At 45.4% G+C, this 21,009-nt stretch carries 15 protein-coding genes and 4 tRNA genes; 15 read left to right on the forward strand and 4 right to left on the reverse strand.

All coding sequences use genetic code 11. The annotated features are described in order from the left end of the window. The first annotated feature begins 76 nt into the window (after positions 1-76). From DX073_RS07860 to DX073_RS14515, 9 genes are all read left to right on the forward strand, one after another. A complete protein-coding gene (locus DX073_RS07860; RefSeq protein ID WP_115007201.1) occupies positions 77-736 on the forward strand; it encodes an NAD(P)H-dependent oxidoreductase in 660 nt (219 codons plus the stop codon). A 601-nt stretch (positions 737-1,337) separates the two neighbouring features. Beyond that, positions 1,338-2,924 carry a peptide chain release factor 3 gene (locus tag DX073_RS07865; protein ID WP_115007203.1) on the forward strand — a complete coding sequence of 529 codons (1,587 nt, stop codon included), beginning with the start codon at positions 1,338-1,340 and terminating at the stop codon, positions 2,922-2,924. A gap of 73 nt (positions 2,925-2,997) precedes the next feature. Continuing rightward, a complete protein-coding gene (locus DX073_RS07870) occupies positions 2,998-3,564 on the forward strand; it encodes a hypothetical protein (RefSeq protein WP_115007205.1) in 567 nt (188 codons plus the stop codon). An 88-nt stretch (positions 3,565-3,652) separates the two neighbouring features. Next, entirely contained in the window at positions 3,653-3,895 is a 243-nt protein-coding gene (locus DX073_RS07875; protein ID WP_115007207.1) for an antitoxin, read from the forward strand. After that, positions 3,892-4,281 carry a type II toxin-antitoxin system VapC family toxin gene (locus DX073_RS07880; protein WP_115007209.1) on the forward strand — a complete coding sequence of 130 codons (390 nt, stop codon included), beginning with the start codon at positions 3,892-3,894 and terminating at the stop codon, positions 4,279-4,281. The genes DX073_RS07875 and DX073_RS07880 overlap by 4 nt, the downstream gene beginning before the upstream one ends. Positions 4,282-4,299: 18 nt before the next feature. Continuing rightward, positions 4,300-5,118, forward strand: a complete 819-nt coding sequence (locus tag DX073_RS07885; RefSeq protein ID WP_115007211.1) for a putative RNA methyltransferase — start codon at positions 4,300-4,302, stop codon at positions 5,116-5,118. A gap of 85 nt (positions 5,119-5,203) precedes the next feature. Beyond that, positions 5,204-5,581, forward strand: coding sequence for a hypothetical protein (locus DX073_RS14505; protein WP_220186728.1), 378 nt, complete (start codon positions 5,204-5,206; stop codon positions 5,579-5,581). Beyond that, entirely contained in the window at positions 5,578-6,111 is a 534-nt protein-coding gene (locus DX073_RS14510) for an alpha/beta hydrolase family protein (protein ID WP_220186729.1), read from the forward strand. Before DX073_RS14505 ends, DX073_RS14510 begins: the two co-directional genes overlap by 4 nt. Positions 6,112-6,176: 65 nt before the next feature. Next, positions 6,177-6,752, forward strand: coding sequence for a hypothetical protein (locus DX073_RS14515; RefSeq protein ID WP_220186730.1), 576 nt, complete (start codon positions 6,177-6,179; stop codon positions 6,750-6,752). Positions 6,753-6,811: 59 nt separating this feature from the next. Here the strand turns inward: DX073_RS14515 and DX073_RS07895 are convergent, their stop codons facing one another. After that, a complete protein-coding gene (locus DX073_RS07895) occupies positions 6,812-7,933 on the reverse strand; it encodes an aminotransferase class V-fold PLP-dependent enzyme (RefSeq protein ID WP_115007557.1) in 1,122 nt (373 codons plus the stop codon). A 75-nt stretch (positions 7,934-8,008) separates the two neighbouring features. Then, complete coding sequence (locus DX073_RS07900; RefSeq protein ID WP_115007213.1) at positions 8,009-8,590, reverse strand: DUF4126 domain-containing protein; 582 nt, start codon at positions 8,588-8,590, stop codon at positions 8,009-8,011. A 220-nt stretch (positions 8,591-8,810) separates the two neighbouring features. Here DX073_RS07900 and DX073_RS07905 point away from each other — a divergent pair. The 6 genes from DX073_RS07905 (at position 8,811) to DX073_RS07930 (ending at position 17,197) form a co-directional block, all read left to right on the forward strand. After that, a tRNA-Thr gene (locus DX073_RS07905) sits at positions 8,811-8,886 on the forward strand. 82 nt (positions 8,887-8,968) lie between these two features. Then, positions 8,969-9,052 (forward strand) — tRNA-Tyr (locus DX073_RS07910). Positions 9,053-9,074: 22 nt separating this feature from the next. After that, positions 9,075-9,148 (forward strand) — tRNA-Gly (locus DX073_RS07915). A gap of 19 nt (positions 9,149-9,167) precedes the next feature. After that, a tRNA-Thr gene (locus DX073_RS07920) sits at positions 9,168-9,242 on the forward strand. Between the two features lie 1,052 nt (positions 9,243-10,294). Then, entirely contained in the window at positions 10,295-11,248 is a 954-nt protein-coding gene (locus tag DX073_RS07925) for an OmpA family protein (RefSeq protein ID WP_115007215.1), read from the forward strand. Between the two features lie 33 nt (positions 11,249-11,281). Then, positions 11,282-17,197: a Calx-beta domain-containing protein gene (locus tag DX073_RS07930; protein WP_115007217.1), complete on the forward strand. Its 5,916-nt coding sequence runs from the start codon at positions 11,282-11,284 to the stop codon at positions 17,195-17,197. Positions 17,198-17,354: 157 nt separating this feature from the next. On the opposite strand, the gene DX073_RS07935 is transcribed toward DX073_RS07930, so the two are convergent. Both DX073_RS07935 and plsB read right to left on the reverse strand, forming a co-directional pair. Then, complete coding sequence (locus tag DX073_RS07935; protein WP_115007219.1) at positions 17,355-17,996, reverse strand: lysophospholipid acyltransferase family protein; 642 nt, start codon at positions 17,994-17,996, stop codon at positions 17,355-17,357. Positions 17,997-18,292: 296 nt separating this feature from the next. Beyond that, positions 18,293-20,896, reverse strand: a complete 2,604-nt coding sequence (gene plsB / locus DX073_RS07940; RefSeq protein ID WP_115007221.1) for a glycerol-3-phosphate 1-O-acyltransferase PlsB — start codon at positions 20,894-20,896, stop codon at positions 18,293-18,295. Positions 20,897-21,009 lie beyond the last annotated feature (113 nt).

Consider the following 21,009-nt stretch of genomic DNA (forward strand, 5'->3'; position numbering starts at 1 on the left):
ACTATCAATTACCCATAATAAATAAAATCTTTTATAATGCACGCCAATTTTTAAAATCCTCAATTTTGGAGCAATGATGACCTTTTTTAATAAAGACGATATTTTAAATGCCTTTCATTACCGTGCCTCCACTCGCTCGTACGATGGCAATAAGAAAATCAGCGATGACGATTTTTATGCCATTTTGGGAATGGGGCGACTCTCCCCAAGCTCGGTAGGCTCTGAGCCTTGGCAATTTTTGGTATTGCAAAATGCCAATTTACGCCAAAAATTAAAACCCTACTGCTGGGGTATTCCCACGATGGAAACTTCAAGTCATATTGTGGCGATTTTGGCAAAGAAAAACGCCCGCTATGACACGCCTTATTTTGGGCAGATTATGGACAGACGGGGCTTAACTGGCGAGGCTCGTGAAAAAGCGTTGGCGGTGTACAAAAAATTCCAAACAGAAGACATTGCCATTTTGGACTCTGACCGCAGTCTATACGATTGGGCAAGTAAACAAACTTACATCGCCCTTGCCAATATGATGACGGGGGCGGCGATGATGGGCATTGATTCTTGTCCGATTGAAGGTTTTGATTATAAAGAAGTAAACCGTGTTTTGGCGGAAGAAGGCTTATTTGACCCTGCCGAGTGGGCGGTATCGGTAATGTGTACTTTTGGCTATCGTGATAAAGACATCAAGCCAAAGGCACGCAAAGCCTTTGATGAAGTGGTGAAATTTGTGGAATAAATTTTGATAAAAACACCGCCCAAAAAAATGAACCGACCCCAAAGCTCGCCACTCTAGCCTTGAACAGGTTTTATTTTTGACAGTAGTCTAAAAAGTATGCCAAACTAGGTTTTCCGTTCGCCACAAGTTTGCCTGCGAGTCGGTTTCCGTCATGGGCAGGCATAGCTCACCACGAACGGTTTTTCTTGTATACCCAACAAACCTGATATTTACCACAGGTTTGTAGGGATTGGCTCCACACATCTTTTAATATTGTCATTTTTAGGGGCATGCTCAGCACGTCCCTACATCCAAACATCTTGCGTTTGTGGTAATTTTGAAGTTTTTTTGGGTGTAGCATCCTTTTTGAACCAGAACCTTATTTTTATATCTATCTTTGCTTTTAATTCTTATGCTACCATAAAACCCACTTCATTTTGAACCGCACCCCAAAGGTTGGTATTTGAGCATCTAACTTTTGGGGTGCGGTTCTCATTGGGGTGCGGTTGTTTTTTTGTGTATTAAGAAAGTGTATTTTGATATATAATATGCCAAATTTTATCCCGTTTAACTCAAAATATATTTGTACATAAACGTGTACATAATTCATAAAAGGCAAGAAATGACAACCAATTTAACCAACCAAATCAAGGCTCGTAGAACATTCGCCATCATCTCGCACCCTGACGCAGGTAAAACCACCATGACCGAAAAGCTGCTACTGTGGGGCAAGGCAATCCAAGTGGCAGGCGAGGTGCGTGGACGTAAAGCCGACCGCCATGCGACATCCGACTGGATGAGCATGGAGCAAGAGCGTGGTATCTCTATCACGACATCGGTTATGCAATTTCCCTATAAAAATCATGTGGTTAATCTACTAGACACCCCCGGACACGCGGACTTTTCAGAAGACACTTACCGCACGCTGACCGCCGTTGATAGTGCGTTAATGGTCATTGACGGGGCAAAAGGCGTGGAAGAGCGGACGATTAAGCTCATGGAAGTGTGCCGTATGCGTGATACGCCCATTATTTCATTTGTCAATAAACTTGACCGTGAAATCCAAAATCCGCTTGCCCTGCTTGATGAGATTGAAAGCGTCCTAAAAATCAAATGCGTGCCGTTTGCTTATCCCATTGGCATGGGGCAGGATTTTGTGGGGGTGTATAGTTTTGTGGATAACAAGACTTATTTTTATAAAAAAGGCTTTGGTTCACAAATCACGGATATCGAGAGCCGAGATGGTTACGACCATGCCGACATCAAGGAGCGACTTGGGCAGATTTTGTGGGACGAGTTTATGGACAACATCGAACTTGCCCAAATGGCGTATGAAGACTGGGACGTGGACGAATTTTTGGCAGGGCGACAAACGCCTGTTTTGTTCGGTACGGCGTTGGGTAACTTTGGTGTAAACATGATTTTGGACGTGCTGACCCAATACGCCCCGCCCCCAAAAGACCATGTGGCGGTAGAACGCACCGTCAAAGCGGACGAGCCTGCCTTTACGGGCTTTGTCTTTAAAATTCAAGCCAACATGGACCCCAAGCACCGAGACCGTGTCGCCTTTATGCGAGTGTGTTCGGGCAAATACGAGCGTGGCATGAAAATGAACCATGTGCGTATCGGTAAAGAAGTGCGAGTGTCGGACGCTTTGATGTTCCTAGCAGGCGACCGTGAAGCGTTGGATGAAGCGTACGCTGGCGACATCATCGGCTTGCACAATCACGGGACAATTCAGATTGGCGATAGTTTCACCAGTGGCGAAACCCTTAATTTTACAGGCATTCCGCACTTTGCCCCAGAACTGTTTCGCCGTGTGGTGCTAAAAGACCCACTAAAATCCAAGCAATTACAAAAAGGCTTACAGCAATTATCCGAAGAAGGAGCGACCCAAGTATTTATGCCCCAAATCAATAATGACCTGATTTTGGGGGCGGTGGGCGTGCTACAATTTGAAGTGGTGGCACATCGTTTACTAGAAGAATATAAGGTGCAATGTAGCTTTGAGCCGATTTCTATTGCTACTGTTCGTTGGGTGCATTGTAATGATAAAGTCGCCTTTGAAAAATTTAAGAAAAAAGCCCACGACCAACTCTCGCTGGACGGTGGTGGGTATCTGACCTACCTTGCTCCAAGCCGTGTTAATTTGCAGTTAATGCAGGAGCGGTATCCAGAGGTGGAGTTTAGGGCGACAAGGGAGCATTGATAAAATTTCGGCAGTAAAAACCGCTTTATGGGCGGTTTTTTCCATACTCGGTCAAATGAATGAGTTTGAATAAATGAAACTTCCCTTTCATCTACAACGTCCATTTTTTAAAGTCATTTTAGAAAATGATGATATAAAAGCATTAGAAACTTGGATATATCACGAACCAAGTTTGGAAGAATATTTATCGCCTGAAGATTATTTAATGCTAATCGGTTTGGATTTTAATGATAAGAAGGCAGTGATTGAATTAGAAAAACTCATCAGTCCCTATTTGGATTTTTTGGCATATTATCAAAATCTATTAAAACAAACCTTATCATCGCTCATCAATAATCCTAATGATTTTGATAAATTATCACAGATTTATGATTGGTATTGTCAAGGGTATTATTTTTTAAGAAAATTGGCATTAACTTATGGGTTAACTGCCAATTTGTCTTTTTATGATGAGGATTACCAAGACTTTCAATTTTCTGATGAGAGTTTAGCTGAGATTGCCCAGCAAGCTCATTGGCTTTATGATGATTTGATTTATCAAAACATTGTGTTAATCAATCCACCAAGCTATGATGTGAATATAGACCATTTTCAAGATTTTAGAGATGACATACAAAAGGTGAGAACAGATTTGCCTTGATTCAAAAGCATAGTAAAATATTGGCATGTATCATTTTTTACGGTAAAATGCTTATCATGAACTGGTATTATAAGAATTAGGAGTAACGATGACAACCACGACCCTTTTTTGGCATGGCGATTTACAAGCGGTAGAGTTGCCAAAAGCCTTTCAATTTCAAGGCGATAAAGTCAATATTTATAAAAAAGGGAAGCAGGTGATTATTGAACCTGTGGCTGATGAGTGGGCTTGGATTGATGAACTTAGTCCGCCTGACCCTAGTTGGGAAAAGGCGATTGAAGAATTGCGAGCAGACCCAATAAGCGAACGTGATTGGGGTGCATTAAAATGAAGTATTTATTGGATACCAATATTGTTATTGCCATCCGAAATAAAAACCCAAAAGTCCTTGCTGAGTTACAAAAACACCGCATTGAAGATATTGCCATATCTAGTATTGTGTATTTTGAATTGATTTTTGGAGCCTATAACAGCCAGCGAGTGCAAGATAATTTAGCTGATTTACATCGTCTGCCCTTTACAATTCTACCCTTTGGTGAAAAAGACGCTTATGAAGCAGGGCTGATTCGTTCCGATTTAAAAACCAAAGGCACGCCAATCGGTGCTTATGATACGCTGATTGCAGGACAAGCCATCAGTCAAGGATTGATTCTGATTACGCATAATATCAAAGAATTTAATAGAGTCGCCAATTTAGCTTATGAAAACTGGCTTTGATTTCACCCATTTGAACAAATAACCATGCTCACCTGCCCCATCTGCCACATGCCCCTAACCCTGCACGGCAAAACCTACACCTGCCAAAACCGCCACAGCTATGACATCAGCAAGGACGGCTATGTCAATTTGCACGTGGTTCAGCACAAAAACAGCCACAGTGCAGGCGATACGCCAACATCGGTACAGGCTCGCAGACGCTTTTTGGCGGGCGGATTTTATGAGCCGTTAAGGGATAAGGTCGGGCAAATCATTGACGAGCTTGCCCCAACATCGGTGCTAGACATCGGCTGTGGCGAAGGCTATTATACCGCTCGCATGACACACTCTGCCCAAGTTATCGGGCTTGACATTGCCAAAACCGCCATTATGACAGCGTCCAAAACGTATAAAAACACTGACATCGGCAAACACATCACTTGGGTGGTGGGTACAGGGGCGGTGTTGCCTGTGGCGGACGAGTGTGTGGATATTTGCACGAGCTTTTTTAGTCCCTTGCCAAAGTCCGAGATGGTCAGGGTGTTAAAATCAGACGGGTCTTTGCTTGTTGCCACACCTGCTCCCATGCACCTATATGCCATGCGTGAGAAGCTGTTTGACACCGTCAATCCGCACAATCCTGCCAAATTTATCACTGAACTGTCGCCAGAATTTACCCTGATTGATGAGTGGCAGATTGATGCTGATTTATGCCTTGATAGCCAAAGCCTAAATGATTTGATAGACATGACCCCTTATACTTATAAAGCCAAACTTGAGCGTAAGACGGCATTAAAAGCACAGGATAGGTTTGATGTAACGGCGAGTTTTTGTGTGTATTTATTTAAAAGAGCATAAGTTTCTCAAATGATGATTTTTGTACAAGGAGTTGCTTTTTTGACTGCTTGGACTATAATGATTATTATTTTATTGAGAAATATGTATGAAATCCTTATTGTCCATTTCCATTATCGCCTTGCTGTCTTTATCCGCCTGCACCACACCTATTTCCCAAAATACAAATCCAAATACAAATTCAAATTCAAATAAGCTTGCCATGACCACCACGCCCAGCTCTTTAACGTTTAATCCCAACAATTACAAAACCATCACCATCACCCAAGACGGGCAAAGCCTTGTTGTGCGTGCGTTTGAAAATGTTCCCTATGTGGCAAACCCTACCGAGCCTGATTATCAAGTGATGAATATCTATGTCCCCGAGTCGTATTTTACAGGCGGTAGTATCAATGGCTACACGGCAGACACCGCTCCGATATTTTTCCCCAATGGCGTGGGTGGATATATGCCGCCAAGCCGATGACTGCCGAGAGTAGGGCAGGGCGAGACGGTACGCCAAGACCAAACAGTGTGGCTGCCGCCCTTATGCGTGGCTATGTCGTGGCAAGTGCAGGGGCTAGGGGGCGGATACTCGGCACAGATGGCAACTACACGGGCAAAGCTCCGTCCGTCATCGTGGATTTAAAATCCGCCATTGCCTATTTAAAAGCCAATGACACGCTCATGGCAGGGCGAGCCGACCGTATTATCGCCAATGGCACGTCCGCAGGCGGGGCGATGTCGCTACTACTCGGAGCAAGTGGCAATAGCATGGATTATCACGCCGAATTGCAAAAAACAGGGGCGATTATGACGGCTGATGACAGCGTGTTTGCCGTGTCCGCCTATGCTCCAATTACCAACCTTGAAAATGCCGATATGGCGTATGAATGGCAATTTAACGGTATATTTGATTATCAAAAAATGAGTGTGGGCATGCTTGACTATAATGTCAAACGTGAACGCATAAAGGCAAGCCTAAGGACGAGCAAAAAATTTGGTCAAATGAATTAAAATCCAATTTCCCCAGTTATATCAATGGGTTGAAATTAACAGGGCACAACGGTCAAGCATTAACATTGGATAATAACGGTAATGGCACCTTTAAAGATGAAGTGATTTATCATTTAAATAACTCTGCCAACACCGCCTTTAAAAATGGCACGGATTTAAATGATTTTGATTTTTTGGCACAACGAAAATCGGCAAACCCCTTTTATGTGGCAGATTTTGACGGTTATTTGAGATACTTGGGGCGTGGTAAAGGCGTACCTGCCTTTGATGCCACAGATTTGACCAGTGGTGAGAATAATTTGTTTGGCAATAAGACTTTGAACAATCAGCATTTTACCGCCTTTGGCAAAAAATACGGACAAGGGAGCATGGCGGACGCTCACACCGTCAAGATGATGAATGCGATGAATTATATCAACCAAAGCCCTACCCAGCATTGGCGTATCCGTCATGGGGCGAAAGATAATGACACGTCCCTTGCTGTACCTGTGATACTCGCCACCGCCTTACAAAATCAGGGCAAGAACGTTGATTTTGCCTTGGCGTGGGGTGTGGGTCATGGCGGGGATTATGACTTGAAGGAGTTGTTTGATTGGGCGGATAGTCTTGTCAAGGAAAATGGCGTGGGGAAATCCGAATAATTGTTTAAAACAAAAAGCCCAACATCGCATTGGGCTTTTATACTAGGCACTAAAAGCAATCAAAATACTTCATCACACGCCTGTTTAAAGCGTGCCACCGTGCCTGATACATCGGTCAATTTATCAAGCCCAAACAGCCCAATTCTAAAACTCTTATAATCAGACGGCTCGCCCACTTGTAGCGGTACGCCCCCTGCGATTTGTACACCGACTTTGGCAAACGCCACGCCTTTGTGTACGTCATCATTTGGGGCGTGGCAGACGATAACCCCAACCGCTTGACTGTCTTTGTCTGCCACGCTTACAATCCCTTTGTCGTTTAACACTTGTAAAATGGCTTGCCCCAGTTCTATTTGGGCGGATTTGAGTGTGTCAAATCCTATCGCTTGGCATTCTTTTAGTGTGTCTCTTAGCTGTCTTAGTCCGTCCGTGGGCATGGTCGCATGATAGGCGTGTCCGCCATTTTCATAGGCGGTCATGATATTTGCCCACACCTTTAAATCTAAGGCAAAACTTGTGGATTCGGTGCTTTGTACCAGCTCTTTGGCACGCTCGGACATCATCACAAGTCCACAGCAAGGTGTGCTAGATAAGCCTTTTTGTGGGGCAGAGAGTAGAACATCAATGCCCAATGCTTTCATGTCAAGCCACACACAGCCCGAGGCGATACAATCAATCACTAAAATCCCGCCCACGTCATGCACCGCTTGACCTAGTGCCTTGATATAGTCGTCTGATAACATCATGCCAGAAGCGGTCTCAACGTGGGGAGCGAACACCACGCTTGGGCGGTTTTGGCGGATATGGGCGGTAACTTCGCTAATGTCGGCAGGGGCGAATGTGGCAGGGTTGCCGTGGATTTGGGCGGTAAAAACGTGCGTGGATTTGGCGATACGTCCTTTTTCCAAAATCTGCGTCCAGCGATAGCTAAACCAGCCATTTCGCACAATCGCTACGTCCTTATCTGTGGCAAGCTGACGGGCGACCGCTTCCATGCCTGACGTGCCAGAACCAGGGATAATCGCCACGCCATCGGCATGATAAAGCTCTTTTAAAGTGGCGGATAAGTCTCTCATCACGCTTTGAAATTCGGTAGACATATGGTTCAACGCTCGGTCGGTATAGACCACCGAATATTCCAAAAGTCCTTGTGGGTCAATGTCGTCTCGTAAGGCAGGCATGGTTTTGTCCTTAAAAAAGTGGGTTTGGGATAATTTACAAAAATTTAGCATAAATTGCAAATGGTTTTTGCCAAATCACGCCGATTCGCTTGCCTTATGGCGGTTTTTGAGCTTAACCACAAGCCAAATAAACACCACAATCCCCACGACCGCAACCACCCCTGCCAATACAGGGGCGAATATGGCAAGTGCCGACAGTCCAATGGCGGTACCAGTCTCTGCCAGTCCGATGACAGGGTTGGCGACACCGGCGGTCGTGGCGGTTGAAACGGCTCTGGCACCGGCGGTCGTGGTCTTAATGGTCGCTGCCGCTCCGCCCCCTGCCACGATGGCGAGCGCCCATGTCATCGCAGGACTCATGTCGGTCAGACTGCCTGCCATGGCTATCGTCCCTGCCATGCCTGCCAGTGGCACGGCAATGGTGTCAAGCAAATTATCCACAAACGGCACTAAATAAGACATGGACTCAGCGATGCTCGCCACCGCCAAAATCACCAACGCGGTCGTACTGCCTAGCCACAGCCAGCTCTCACCTAAGGGCAATATGCCAAAATAGCTTGCCAGCGACATACCAAACAACGGCACGAACACCCGAAAGCCTGAGCTTGCCGCCAAGCCAATACCAAGACAAATGCTCAAAATCATCTCTGTTGTCATTTTTTGTACTCTTCTTAAAAAATAGGGTTATGCCATTATACAAAAATATCGGCAGGCGTGCGAATGATTTGTATGTCAAATAATAAAAAAATACCAAGCCCACTGCCAGAAAACAATTAATATAAAAAACAAGGACTTATAAAATAATTTTAAAAATTTTTAAAAAAATACTTGCACAAATCAAAAACTATGGTATCATACGCACCACTTAGGAAACACCGCCGGCTTAGCTCAGTTGGTAGAGCAACTGACTTGTAATCAGTAGGTCGCCAGTTCGATTCCGGCAGCCGGCACCACTCCTAAGAAACCTTTCAGGTCAAGCCCGTTTATTGGGCTTAATCTTTTAACAGACCATTAAAAGACATACCTGTACCACTTGGTGGGGTTGGGGAGCGGTCAAACCCAACAGACTGTAACTCTGTCGCGAAAGCTTCGAAGGTTCGAATCCTTCCCCCACCACCATATTTTCTTACCAAATACCCATGCGGGTGTGGTTTAGTGGTAGAACCTCAGCCTTCCAAGCTGATGGTGCGGGTTCGATTCCCGCCACCCGCTCCATTTATTAGCAAAACTATTTGCTCTTGTAGCTCAGGGGTAGAGCACTTCCTTGGTAAGGAAGAGGTCGCGAGTTCAATTCTCGCCAAGAGCTCCATATCCGACCCTTTGAAATGTTTATTTCAAAGGGTTTTATTCCCCATTCTCCCCTCTTGCATCATTTATTAGACTTCTTTCCAAACCCAGATTTTTTCAGATTTTTTAAAAATTAAACCCCCAGTATTTTCAAGGGTTTATTTTTAAGTTTGGAAAGAGAATTGGTGTTACACCCAACCAACTTAATATTTACCACGCCCCTACGTCCACACATCATTGTGCTTGTAGTAATTTTAAAGTTTCTTGGGTGTATAAAGGATAGTCACGCTCTAGATGCCTTGTCTTATTTCAAATTTGTTTGACTATAATTATTTAAAACATTAAATGTAATAAAATGTATTTTTTAATTAAAAGTATGTAAAGAAATACTACTAAATTATCAATACCAAGTAAATGCTTCTCTGGTATCACCCCTTATTTTTGTCTAAAAAATGGCATCTTATTGATTTTTATGATGAGATAAATGGACAAAAACAGATGCTGAGATAAGTCAAGTCCATTTTAACGCCTAGGCGGTTTATATCCGACCGTTTTACCTGGTATGATTTTTGCAACATGATAAATGTCAATCTTATCTTTTGTGTGAATTTTGGAAAAGCTTATCATGACTGACATGAGATAAAGTGTCATGATAAGCTTAACTGTATTAAAAAATGGGTATTGTTAATTGAGTATACTTTTCTAGAAAGCCGTTCGTGGTGAGCTTGTCGAACCATAACGGTTTTCCTAGACTTCGACAAGCTCAGTCCGAACGGAAAACCTTAAAATCTATCTTTATTTAACAATACCAAAAAATGTACATCTGTGACATTTTTTGTCAGTGGTGTGACAATTTTTGACAGTATTTTTGCATAATTTTACAACTAAGATAGGTTTGATTGACACAAAAATGAGATGATAAGCATGATTTAAAAGGCATTTTGTGAACCCAAAGTCTGCCGTGATGTTGATGTATTGTCGTTTAAAAAGTATCATGACAGGCATGCCACACAAAAATGAGTTTTAATGTATTATGCAAGTAGTTACCATAATTTATGTTTATGAGGAGTTGCCATGCAACTAAAAAAATTAGCCTTCATCGGTTCGGCACTGATGATGGCAATTCATGCACATGCCGATGTACGTTTAGGCAATCAAGTTACATGGAAGATGTCAAGTCAAGGTGCGGTAGATGAGTTTACCAATCTAGCCACGCATGATAATGCTGGTGGTGTGGTTTTCATCAGACCGCTTGCCAATGCAGAATCTTCTGAACAGTCTAGCACCAACATTGCCATCAATGACCGCTATCTAACTAGCCTGCAAGATGGACATTATACATCTGGTGTGGCATGTGCAGGCAATGTCCAAATCAGTGCTGTTCCCACAGGCAAAAAAACCAACGATTTATCAGCCCAATCCATTCATACTCATCTAAATCCACGAGAAGTTCAGTACTTTGTCGTACAAACTGGCAATAACTATCAAGCCAGTTTAACTCAAGTAGACGCCAATCAAGCCCAAGAGCTCATCCAAGGTACTCGCCGTCAAGCTCATCAAGTCAGTCGTGTACAGCCTGCTAACTGCTCGCCAGTACAACGTACCCAGCAGCAAGTCGCCCCTGTATCAGTCGCCCCTGTTAGAGCAACGACAAACGTACAGCCCAGCCAGCCGTCTTATGCAGCTCAGCCCGCCAAATTAAATCTAACCATCCAATTTGACCATGATAAAAGCCATGTCAAACCAGCATTTCAACAGGATGTCGCCAAAGTCGCCAATTTTCTAAAACAACATCCTAACACCAGTGCTACCATCGAAGGTCACACCGACTCAACAGGTGCCGCTAGCTATAACCAAAAGCTTTCTGAGCGTCGTGCTAAGGCGGTCAAGCACCTATTGGTAAATAACCACGGTATTGAGAATTCTCGTTTATCTACCATCGGTTATGGCGAATCTCGCCCTGTTGCCACCAACAACACCAAGGCAGGGCGTTATGAAAACCGCCGTGTCGTTGTTGTTTCACAATAATCATCATACAGTCAATTAAAATAAGGATAACACATGCAATCCATCAGTGTAAAAGTCAATGACAGCGTTCAGACCATTGCCGAAGCAAAGGTCATCACCAAAGACGGTCAACCTACCATCATCAAAGCCAATCGTAATGCCAACTATGAGCTTATCAACGATGCCACAGGTCGTGGTCCTGACCACATCGTCACCAAGCGTGTTGGTAAAGATTTGCATATCTCTTTTGAAGAGAGTGCCGAAGAGTCCGACCTAATCATCGAAAACTTCTATGACTATGACAAATCAGCACTCATCGGACAAGCCGAAAGCGGTCAATACCACTACTACGTGCCAGATACCGGTCTTACCCAAGACTATGTGACCGAGCTTGTCATCGGTGACATCGAAGGTCAGGCTCTAGGCGGTCAAGGCTATCCTGCGCCATGGTGGATTGGTGCAGAAGAAGGCAGTCGCTTTGGCATCATGCCATGGCTTGTGGGCATCGCAGGTCTGGCTGGTATCATTGCCGCTGTGTCTGATAGTGATGATGACAAGGGCGGTAACAATAATACCGCTGTAGAAGTAGAAGATAAACCTCTGAGCATCTCTAACCTAGAAAGTAACACGACCGCACAAGGTGCAGCACAGGCACTAAGCTTTACTGTTACCAGTGATGGTGCTAAAGTGCCTGAAGCTGACATCTCCATCAATGGCACCATACTAAAAGATGCAGATGGCAAGACAGTTCAAAGTGATAGTGAAGGTAATGTGACCATCACTGCCGAGTTATTGGCATTAAATGGCATCACGCTCGGTGGTCTTAGCGATTTTACCATCGGTGCAAACAAAGACACTTATAAAGACGCCACAGCCACACTATACAACCCACAAGTTGTAACCATGGATGGCGGTGTGGTTGTCACGCCCCATGAGACCGCGACCAAACTTGAAGTCTCCTACACCAAGCCAGGTGAGACAGAGCCTACCACCGTTACATTCACCCATGAAGACACCAATGGCGATGGCGTGCCTGATACATGGGTAGATGATAAAAAAGATGACAGCATTACCATTGACCCCGCCACTGGCAAAGTGGTCGTTCCTGTGGCTGAGATTGGCTCTAATACAGCCGTTACTGCTAAGCAAACCACCAATGTCGGCACAACCAATAACAGCGATGACGTGGGTGACATTCCATCAGCCAAACCTGCCGTAGACGCCATCAAAACAGGTGATGATGCAGGCGATGTTGTTGTGAAACCAAGTGACGATGCTACTGATGGCTCGGCAGTTGTTGTAAAATATACTGACAAAGATGGTAATAACAAACAAGTAACCATCACCAAAGACCAAGACGGTTGGGAGGCTGATGGCGATCTGCCAGATGGCGTTGTCCTAGACAAAGACAATGGCACCGTAACCATCCAATCTGACAACGTAACCGACGGCTCTGACGTTACCGCCATTCAAACTGACCCAGGTCGCAAAGAGAGCGATCCGGTGTCTGATAAAGCAAGAATAAACGTGCCACAGCCAGAGATTACCGCCAATGATGACGGCTCTGTGACTGTCACGCCATCAGACAAAGCAGATAAAGTGGTTATCAACTATATCGACGAAGATGGCAAACCAAATACCGCTACCATCACCAAAGATGACAATGGCAACTGGACATCAGACGATGACAACGTTATTATCAATAACGATGGCACCATTACTCTGCCAGATGACAAAGTCAAAGACGGCTCAGAAGTCTCTGCCAATCAGACCGTGGGCGATAAAGACAGCGACAAAGGCACAGTAACCACCCAAGATAACGTGCCACAGCCAGAGATTACCGCCAATGATGACGGCTCTGTGACTGTTACGCCATCAGACAAAGCAGATAAAGTGGTTATCAACTATATCGACGAAGATGGCAAACCAAATACCGCTACCATCACCAAAGATGACGATGGCAATTGGACATCAGACGATGACAACGTTGTTATCAATAACGATGGCACCATCACGCTACCTGCCGATAAAGTCAAAGACGGCTCAACTGCCACTGCTGAGCAAACAGTCGATGGCAAAGACAGCGATAAAGTGCCAGTGGTTGCCAATAATGAAAATAATACCACCCCTGCCAAGCCTGCATCACCAGAGATTACCGCCAATAATGACGGCTCTGTGACTGTCACGCCATCAAAAGAAGCAGATAAAGTTGTCATCAACTATATCGACGAAGATGGCAAACCAAATACCGCTACCATCACCAAAGATGACAATGGCAATTGGACATCAGACGATAATAATGTCATCGTAAATCCAACTACGGGTGAGACCACCATTCCAGCCGATAAAGTCAAAGACGGCTCAACGGTCACCGCACAACAAACCACCCCTGTGGGAACCAGCGATCCAGCAGATGCGACCGCCAAAGATGGCATTGCCGAACCTGACGTGACCGCCAACAATGACGGCTCGGTAACTGTTAAGCCAGCAGATGATGCCACAGAGGTTGAAATCAGCTATGTAGATGAAGATGGTAAAGAGCAGACTGTGACAGTTACCAAAGACAAAGACGGCAACTGGACAGCAGACGATGACAACGTTGTGATCAACGATGACGGCACCATCACGCTACCTGCCGATAAAGTCAAAGACGGCTCTGACGTGACTGCCAACCAAACTACTGACAATGGTAAGAGTGGTGATGCTTCTGATACAGCAGGAGACGCCAGAGCTGACGCTCCAACTGTCACCCCATCTACCACAGACGGCTCTGTAACTGCCACACCAGGAACTGACAATGCCAAATTAGTCGTAACATACACCGATGAAGATGGCAAAGAGCAAACCGTTACCATCAATAAAGATGCTGACGGCAACTGGACAGCTGAAGGTACATTGCCAGAGGGTGTCACTGTTGATAAAGATGGTAAAGTTACCATTCCACAAGATGCGGTGAAAGATGAAAGCACTGTCACAGCTGCAGCTCAAAACACCACAGGTGGCAAGGCACAAGACCAAGCGGACACCAATAGGGATACTGGCACAGCCACAGACCCTGCCATCGAAGCCACTCGTAACCCAGACAACAGCGTTTCAGTTAAAACTGAACCAAACGCTACCGTGACTGACAAAGATGGCAACCCAATCACTGATGACAACGGTAACCCAATCGTTGCTGACAAAGATGGCAATGCAACCATCCCAGCAGACAAAGTGCCTGCCGACAACACCATCGGTGCCAAAGACCCTGCAGGTAACACTGCCACAGATACCGTTGATCCAGCTGACACCACCGCGCCAACTGTGGAAGCCACTCGTAACCCAGACAACAGCGTTTCAGTTAAAACTGAACCAAACGCTACCGTGACTGACAAAGATGGCAACCCAATCACTGATGACAACGGTAACCCAATCGTTGCTGACAAAGATGGCAATGCAACCATCCCAGCAGACAAAGTGCCTGCCGACAACACCATCGGTGCCAAAGACCCTGCAGGTAACACTGCCACAGATACCGTTGATCCAGCTGACACCACCGCGCCAACTGTGGAAGCCACTCGTAACCCAGACAACAGCGTTTCAGTTAAAACTGAACCAAACGCTACCGTGACTGACAAAGATGGCAACCCAATCACTGATGACAACGGTAACCCAATCGTTGCTGACAAAGATGGCAATGCAACCATCCCAGCAGACAAAGTGCCTGCCGACAACACCATCGGTGCCAAAGACCCTGCAGGTAACACTGCCACAGATACCGTTGATCCAGCTGACACCACCGCGCCAACTGTGGAAGCCACTCGTAACCCAGACAACAGCGTTTCAGTTAAAACTGAACCAAACGCTACCGTGACTGACAAAGATGGCAACCCAATCACTGATGACAACGGTAACCCAATCGTTGCTGACAAAGATGGCAATGCAACCATCCCAGCAGACAAAGTGCCTGCCGACAACACCATCGGTGCCAAAGACCCTGCAGGTAACACTGCCACAGATACCGTTGATCCAGCTGACACCACCGCGCCAACTGTGGAAGCCACTCGTAACCCAGACAACAGCGTTTCAGTTAAAACTGAACCAAACGCTACCGTGACTGACAAAGATGGCAACCCAATCACTGATGACAACGGTAACCCAATCGTTGCTGACAAAGATGGCAATGCAACCATCCCAGCAGACAAAGTGCCTGCCGACAACACCATCGGTGCCAAAGACCCTGCAGGTAACACTGCCACAGATACCGTTGATCCAGCTGACACTACTTCGACCGAGCTGTCAATTAGTGTTGATGAAGCTGAGATTGAAGAGGGCGGCACAGTAACATTCATAGTGACCCGTACAGGCGATACTAATAAAGGGTCGTCAGTTGGTTGGACGCTGACTGGTTCAGGAGATAACCCTGCTACTGTAAAAGATGCTGAAAGTGACTTTGCTGATAGCCAAGCGACTTCTGGTAAGCTAACTTTTGCTGTAGGTGAAATCACCAAGACCATTACGGTGCAAACCAAAGATGACCAAGTGATAGAGCCAAACGAAGGCTTTACAGTAACATTGTCAGGTGCAACAGGTGCAACCGTCACCAAAGACAGTGAATCTTCAGTGATTAAAAACAACGATAAACTTGTTGTGAAGCTAGAATCTAAAAATGACAGTTTCTCAGCATCGCCTGCAGTGGGTAGTGGTGATGATAAGTACACCAATAGTCAAGAAGTGACTGTTTCTAATATTCCAAAAGATGTAAAATGGGAATATAATATCGGTGCAGGCTGGATGGAAGGCGAGGAAGCGTCAGATGAAGGTGTAGCGACCATTACTCTGCCTAAAAATGAAAGTTGGAAGGGTAAAGAGTATGTCATTGAGGCTCGCATTAAGGCGGGTCAAGGTTATGATGTAGAGAGTACAAAGTCTGATAAACTTGAAATGACCTTAGACCAAGTGGCTCGTGTTCCTACCGCTATCAACTATAAAGATGGCGTACTAACAGGTGAGGCTGAAGCGGGAGCATTTATCTATAATGACCAAAATGGTGATGGTGTCTATCAAGTGGGCGAAGAGTTTGCTATCGCTGATGACAATGGCATCTTTAACCTAACTTTAGCGAATAACTTGATTGATTATCCAGATCGTGGTGACCGTGAATGGGATAAAATCCAAGCCAGCTTAGGTGTTATTGATAAAGCGGGTAATACCTTGGATGCAAACAAGCAGGGCAAGTTGTATTACTTTGGCAATCTAGATACCTATGACTGGTTTGAGAAAGGGGATCGAACTGGAGGTCTCGTCAATAGGGTTCATACTTTAACAGATGCCGATGATGTTGTGTTAGCGGGGGGGTTGTTGAAAGGAACCTATGATTTAGGTGATGGCAATAACTCGCTGGTAGTAACAGGAAGGGGTTTAGCCTCAGGCACTAAAGTTGTCACAGGTAATGGCAATGATAACATCTATCTTAATAGAGGTATGGATGGTTCAAGCATCGAAATGGGTGGTGGGGATGACATTCTTAACCTAACCTATGTTGGATACTTGGCAAACGTTGATATGGGTGCAGGCAATGACACTCTTATTGTGAGAAGAGACAAAGATCTTACATCTGGTAATGCTAGTAACAGTATTGATGGTGGTGAAGGTGTTGATACCATGGTCTTTGATGCATCTAACGGTAACTATACCTTGGATAAAATTACTGGCTTCGAAGCTTATGACTTGACAGGTCAGGGTGCGAACACTTTGAATATTACCCGTGCCGAGCTATTTACCAATAATAGTGGCTCTTTCATTGATGTTCAGGGTGCTACCCATGATTCGGTGATCATAGTCACAGGCAATGGTGATGATACCGTTAAGTGGTACGGCTCATCTGTGAGCACCGGCAAAGTCACCTATGATAACACTGAATATGATGTCTACACCGATGGTCAGGGTAACCAACTATGGGTGGAGAATGTCACAGTAACAGGCCTCTAAACTTAATTGTAAAACATCCATCAAAACGCTCCCAAGTTGGGGGCGTTTTGTTTTGGCATCACTTTTGATATTGCAAAGAGGGCAGATGGGAGAATGGGTATTGAGATTTTTTGACAGCATGTCTAACAAACGGCATGCTAAGGGGTAGATACTCAGGTCAGCGTTTTGACAAATCTTGTAGTGGCTTAGACATTTTATCTACATGCCTGCCTTCTACGCCGTCATAATAGGCATAAATCTTGGGTAAATCCGCCTCAATGTCGCCTGTGGGATAAAACAAGGGCATAAAGCGGACTTCTTTGGTTTTATAATCCATCGCCACAGGCAAGATAGGCACACCTGCCCCCACCGCCAGATAATAAAAGCCTGTTTTCCACTCATCGGTATAACCCCGAGTACCTTCGGGGGCTAGCCCCAAAAAGAGCGGTTTGCCAGTTTTAAAGCGGTCAATGTTGGCTTGTAATACCGAGCCTTTTTTGTCCCTATCAATGGGAATGACCCCTGCCCACGTCAAAAAATGCGACATGATGGGGAGCTTGAACAGCTGTTTTTTACCCAGTAATTTGATGTCCACATCAAGGGCGAGTAGGGTGGGAATGGCGTACACGCCGTCCATGTTGGAGGTGTGGGGAACAGCAAGCAGTACCGCCTGCGAGACGTTGGGAATCTCGCCTGTGATACGCCAGCCTGTCTTGTCCAAAAAGGCACGAGCAAGGCGTGGGGCGATTTTGCCATGCCTGCGTGGAACGTTGTCGCCTAGGGCGGTGGGGTCGATGGTAGGTAGGGCGTTCATGTCCATGGGGATTTTCCTTAAAATGGGTTTGGGGCATGTCTGGGCGACACGCTCTAAATCGGTGTGTCTTTCATGGGACAAATTACCATTTGCCCCATGTATTTATCCAAAAAATATTCAACGCATTTTAACGTATATCTAACGAATTTGATATTTACCACAGGATTTGTAGGGGCGTGCTCAGCACGCCCTTGATGATATAACGATTTTATCAGGCGTGCAGAGCCAGTCCCTACGCCCACATATTATAAATCTGTGGTAATTTTAAAGTTCTTTATCTGTGTTTTAAACTAATAAATCAGCTATCTGCGTCCAAATTTGCGTTTGTTGATAATCTCGCTCATGACAGTGTTAATCTCGTCATCATCGAGATGAGCGGTGTGATGTAGCAGTTCTAGCATGTCAGGGTTAAGGACAAATTTGGCGTGTTTGGCAATCTCATCAATGCGTTCATCAAACCCAAGCAGTCCTTGTTCATCGGTCGCTACGTAATCTAGGCGTTTTAGGGTATTTAAAAAACTGGTAAAGAGTGCTTTATCAAATGAATCTGGCAAATCATCAGCATACAGTAGGGAGATACGCTGTGCCAGTACATGAGATAGGTTAACCACCTGTTCGCTTGTTAGGCGGTTTGAGCCTTGCTCGGACAACAAGGTCAATGCCATAAAGTAGCGTTCTAGACTCTGTTGGGCAGGGTTGGCTAGCACGATGAGCTGTTGGTAGGCAGGCGAGTTGCTTTGGGGGGCACCGACCACGCCATTGCCCAAATCCACCACCACGCCCTCATGGATAAGTACGTCAAGCACCTCAAAGATGAAGTCGCTGATGGTGCGTTGGCGGAATTTTAAAAACAGTTCGGTTTGTAAAAAGGGATATAACAGCTCGGCAATGCTGACCAGTTGAGCCTTATTAATGCGTCCATTTCTTTGGATAAGCGAAGCAAGCAGGCTTGGCAGGATAAAGACGTGTAGGATGTTATTTTTAAAATAACTGAGCAGGGGGGCTTGTTTGTCCGCTACTTTTATCATGTCGCCTAGCACATGGGGGAGTTTTTCGGTGAGTTTTAACTTCATGGCATATTGCAAGATATCATCAGGCGACATGTCGGTGATGTGCGTGTCCTTATCATAGGGCAGTGCTTGGGCGATACGCTGATATAGGGCGATTTGCTCCATCGCTTGGGCTTCGCCTAAGGCAGATTTTGGGGTGGACAGTAGCACGAGTGCCATGAGTGAGACAGGGTTTACCACCACGGCTTTGTTGATGTTTTGCAAAATCTTAACGCCGAGGTTTTGTACCAAAGCATGTGTCTTTTTGGTGTTGTCGTTGCTGTCGTCTTGGGCTTTGACATCAAATTTTTGCATGAAATAATCCAAATGCAACGGCTCACCAAATGAGACGTGTACCGTCCCAAAAATCCGCTCTATCTTTTTGGCAGTTTGGAGGATTTGTAGTAGATTTTCGCTTTCTTTGGGCTTGCCTTTGAGCTCGCCCACATAAGTCGCTCCTTCCATAATCCGTTCATAGCTGATGTAGGTCGGGATGAAGACCACGGGCTTGGCAGGCTCACGCAGATAACTACCCACGGTCATGGCAAGCATACCGAGCTTGGGCGGTAGCAGACGCCCCGAGCGAGAGCGACCGCCTTCAATGAAATACTCAATGGGAACGGCACGTTTCATCAGGGTGTGAACGTATTCTTTAAAGACTGTGCTGTACAAGGCATTGCCCTTAAAGCTACGACGCATAAAAAACGCCCCGCCATTTCGCAGAATCTCACCCACGATAGGCAGATTGAGGTTTTCCCCTGCGGCGATGTATGGAATGCGTAAACCCCGTTTATAAATCACATAAGACAGGAGCATGTAGTCAATGTGGCTACGGTGGCATGGCACATAGATGATTTGGTGGTCGGGGGCAAGCTTACGCACCCGCTCAAAATGACGCACTTCCACGCCGTCATAGAGTCGCTCCCAAAGCCACGTCAAAAAGTGGTCAAAAAAACGCACGACAGAGTGTGAATAATCGCTTGTTATCTCACCCACATAACCGCTGGCTTCTTTTTTGATTTGGGCGATGGTTTTGCCTGTGCGGATGGCTTCTTTTTCTATGGCTTCTTGGACGATGGGCGATGATAAGATTTGCCCCGTCACGTTGCGTTTGTCAGATAGGTCAGGCCCGATGATACTGGTGCGTTGTTTGTCCAAATAGCCTTTTAGGCGTTGGCTGATATGGTTTGCCAAGTGCGATGTACTAAGGTCTACATTGTCAGCATGGTCGTCCTTGCTGTCTTGAATAAGCTTTTGTAAATCCTTGGGCTGAGCAAACTGCACTGCCGTATCACGCCCCATGACCCCGATATTAAAGAGCTGTTTGGGAATGCTGGGGCTATTCCATTCGTCCGCCATGAGCAGGCGAAACAGGCTGTCTTCTTTGCTTGGGGCTCGTCCCCATAGGATGGTCACGGGAATGAGTCGCACACGCAATGTGGGGTCATCGATACATGCTTTGATGAGTCGCTCTAAGCGTGGCGATGGAATGTTCTCTGAGCCGTGACGGTGCTTTAAAAAGATGACAGAGGCACTCTCATTAAGACTGCCAATGCTGGTACTGGCAAGGGCGGATGGTAGATTTAACTCTTGGGTTTTAACATCCACGAGCAGACTGTTGGAGCGTGAATATTCTCTTAGCACATAAAACGTGGGAATATCATCATCAAGCTCTGGCACTTCGCCCAAGATTTGTGCTTTGACCGCCAAAGATAAGCCTTTGCCTGATAAGTTGCGATAGACCGATGGTTTGTTTTCTGCTCTTTTGGGGGCTTCTTGCTGGTTTTGGTGGGTGGGTTTTGGGGTGTTATTTGGTTTTTTAGAAAAAATCTGAGAGATATTCGGAAGTTTTAACATAGTACGTGCCATGATTTGACAATAATCTTAGTATTTTAACATTTTTAACTAGAAATGGACAAAAATTTTGTTATACTTGTACGCCTGCCAGAAACGGTGTGGTTTGATGACAT

Source organism: Moraxella lacunata, assembly GCF_900453205.1.
Taxonomy (GTDB): Bacteria; Pseudomonadota; Gammaproteobacteria; order Pseudomonadales; family Moraxellaceae; genus Moraxella; species Moraxella lacunata_B.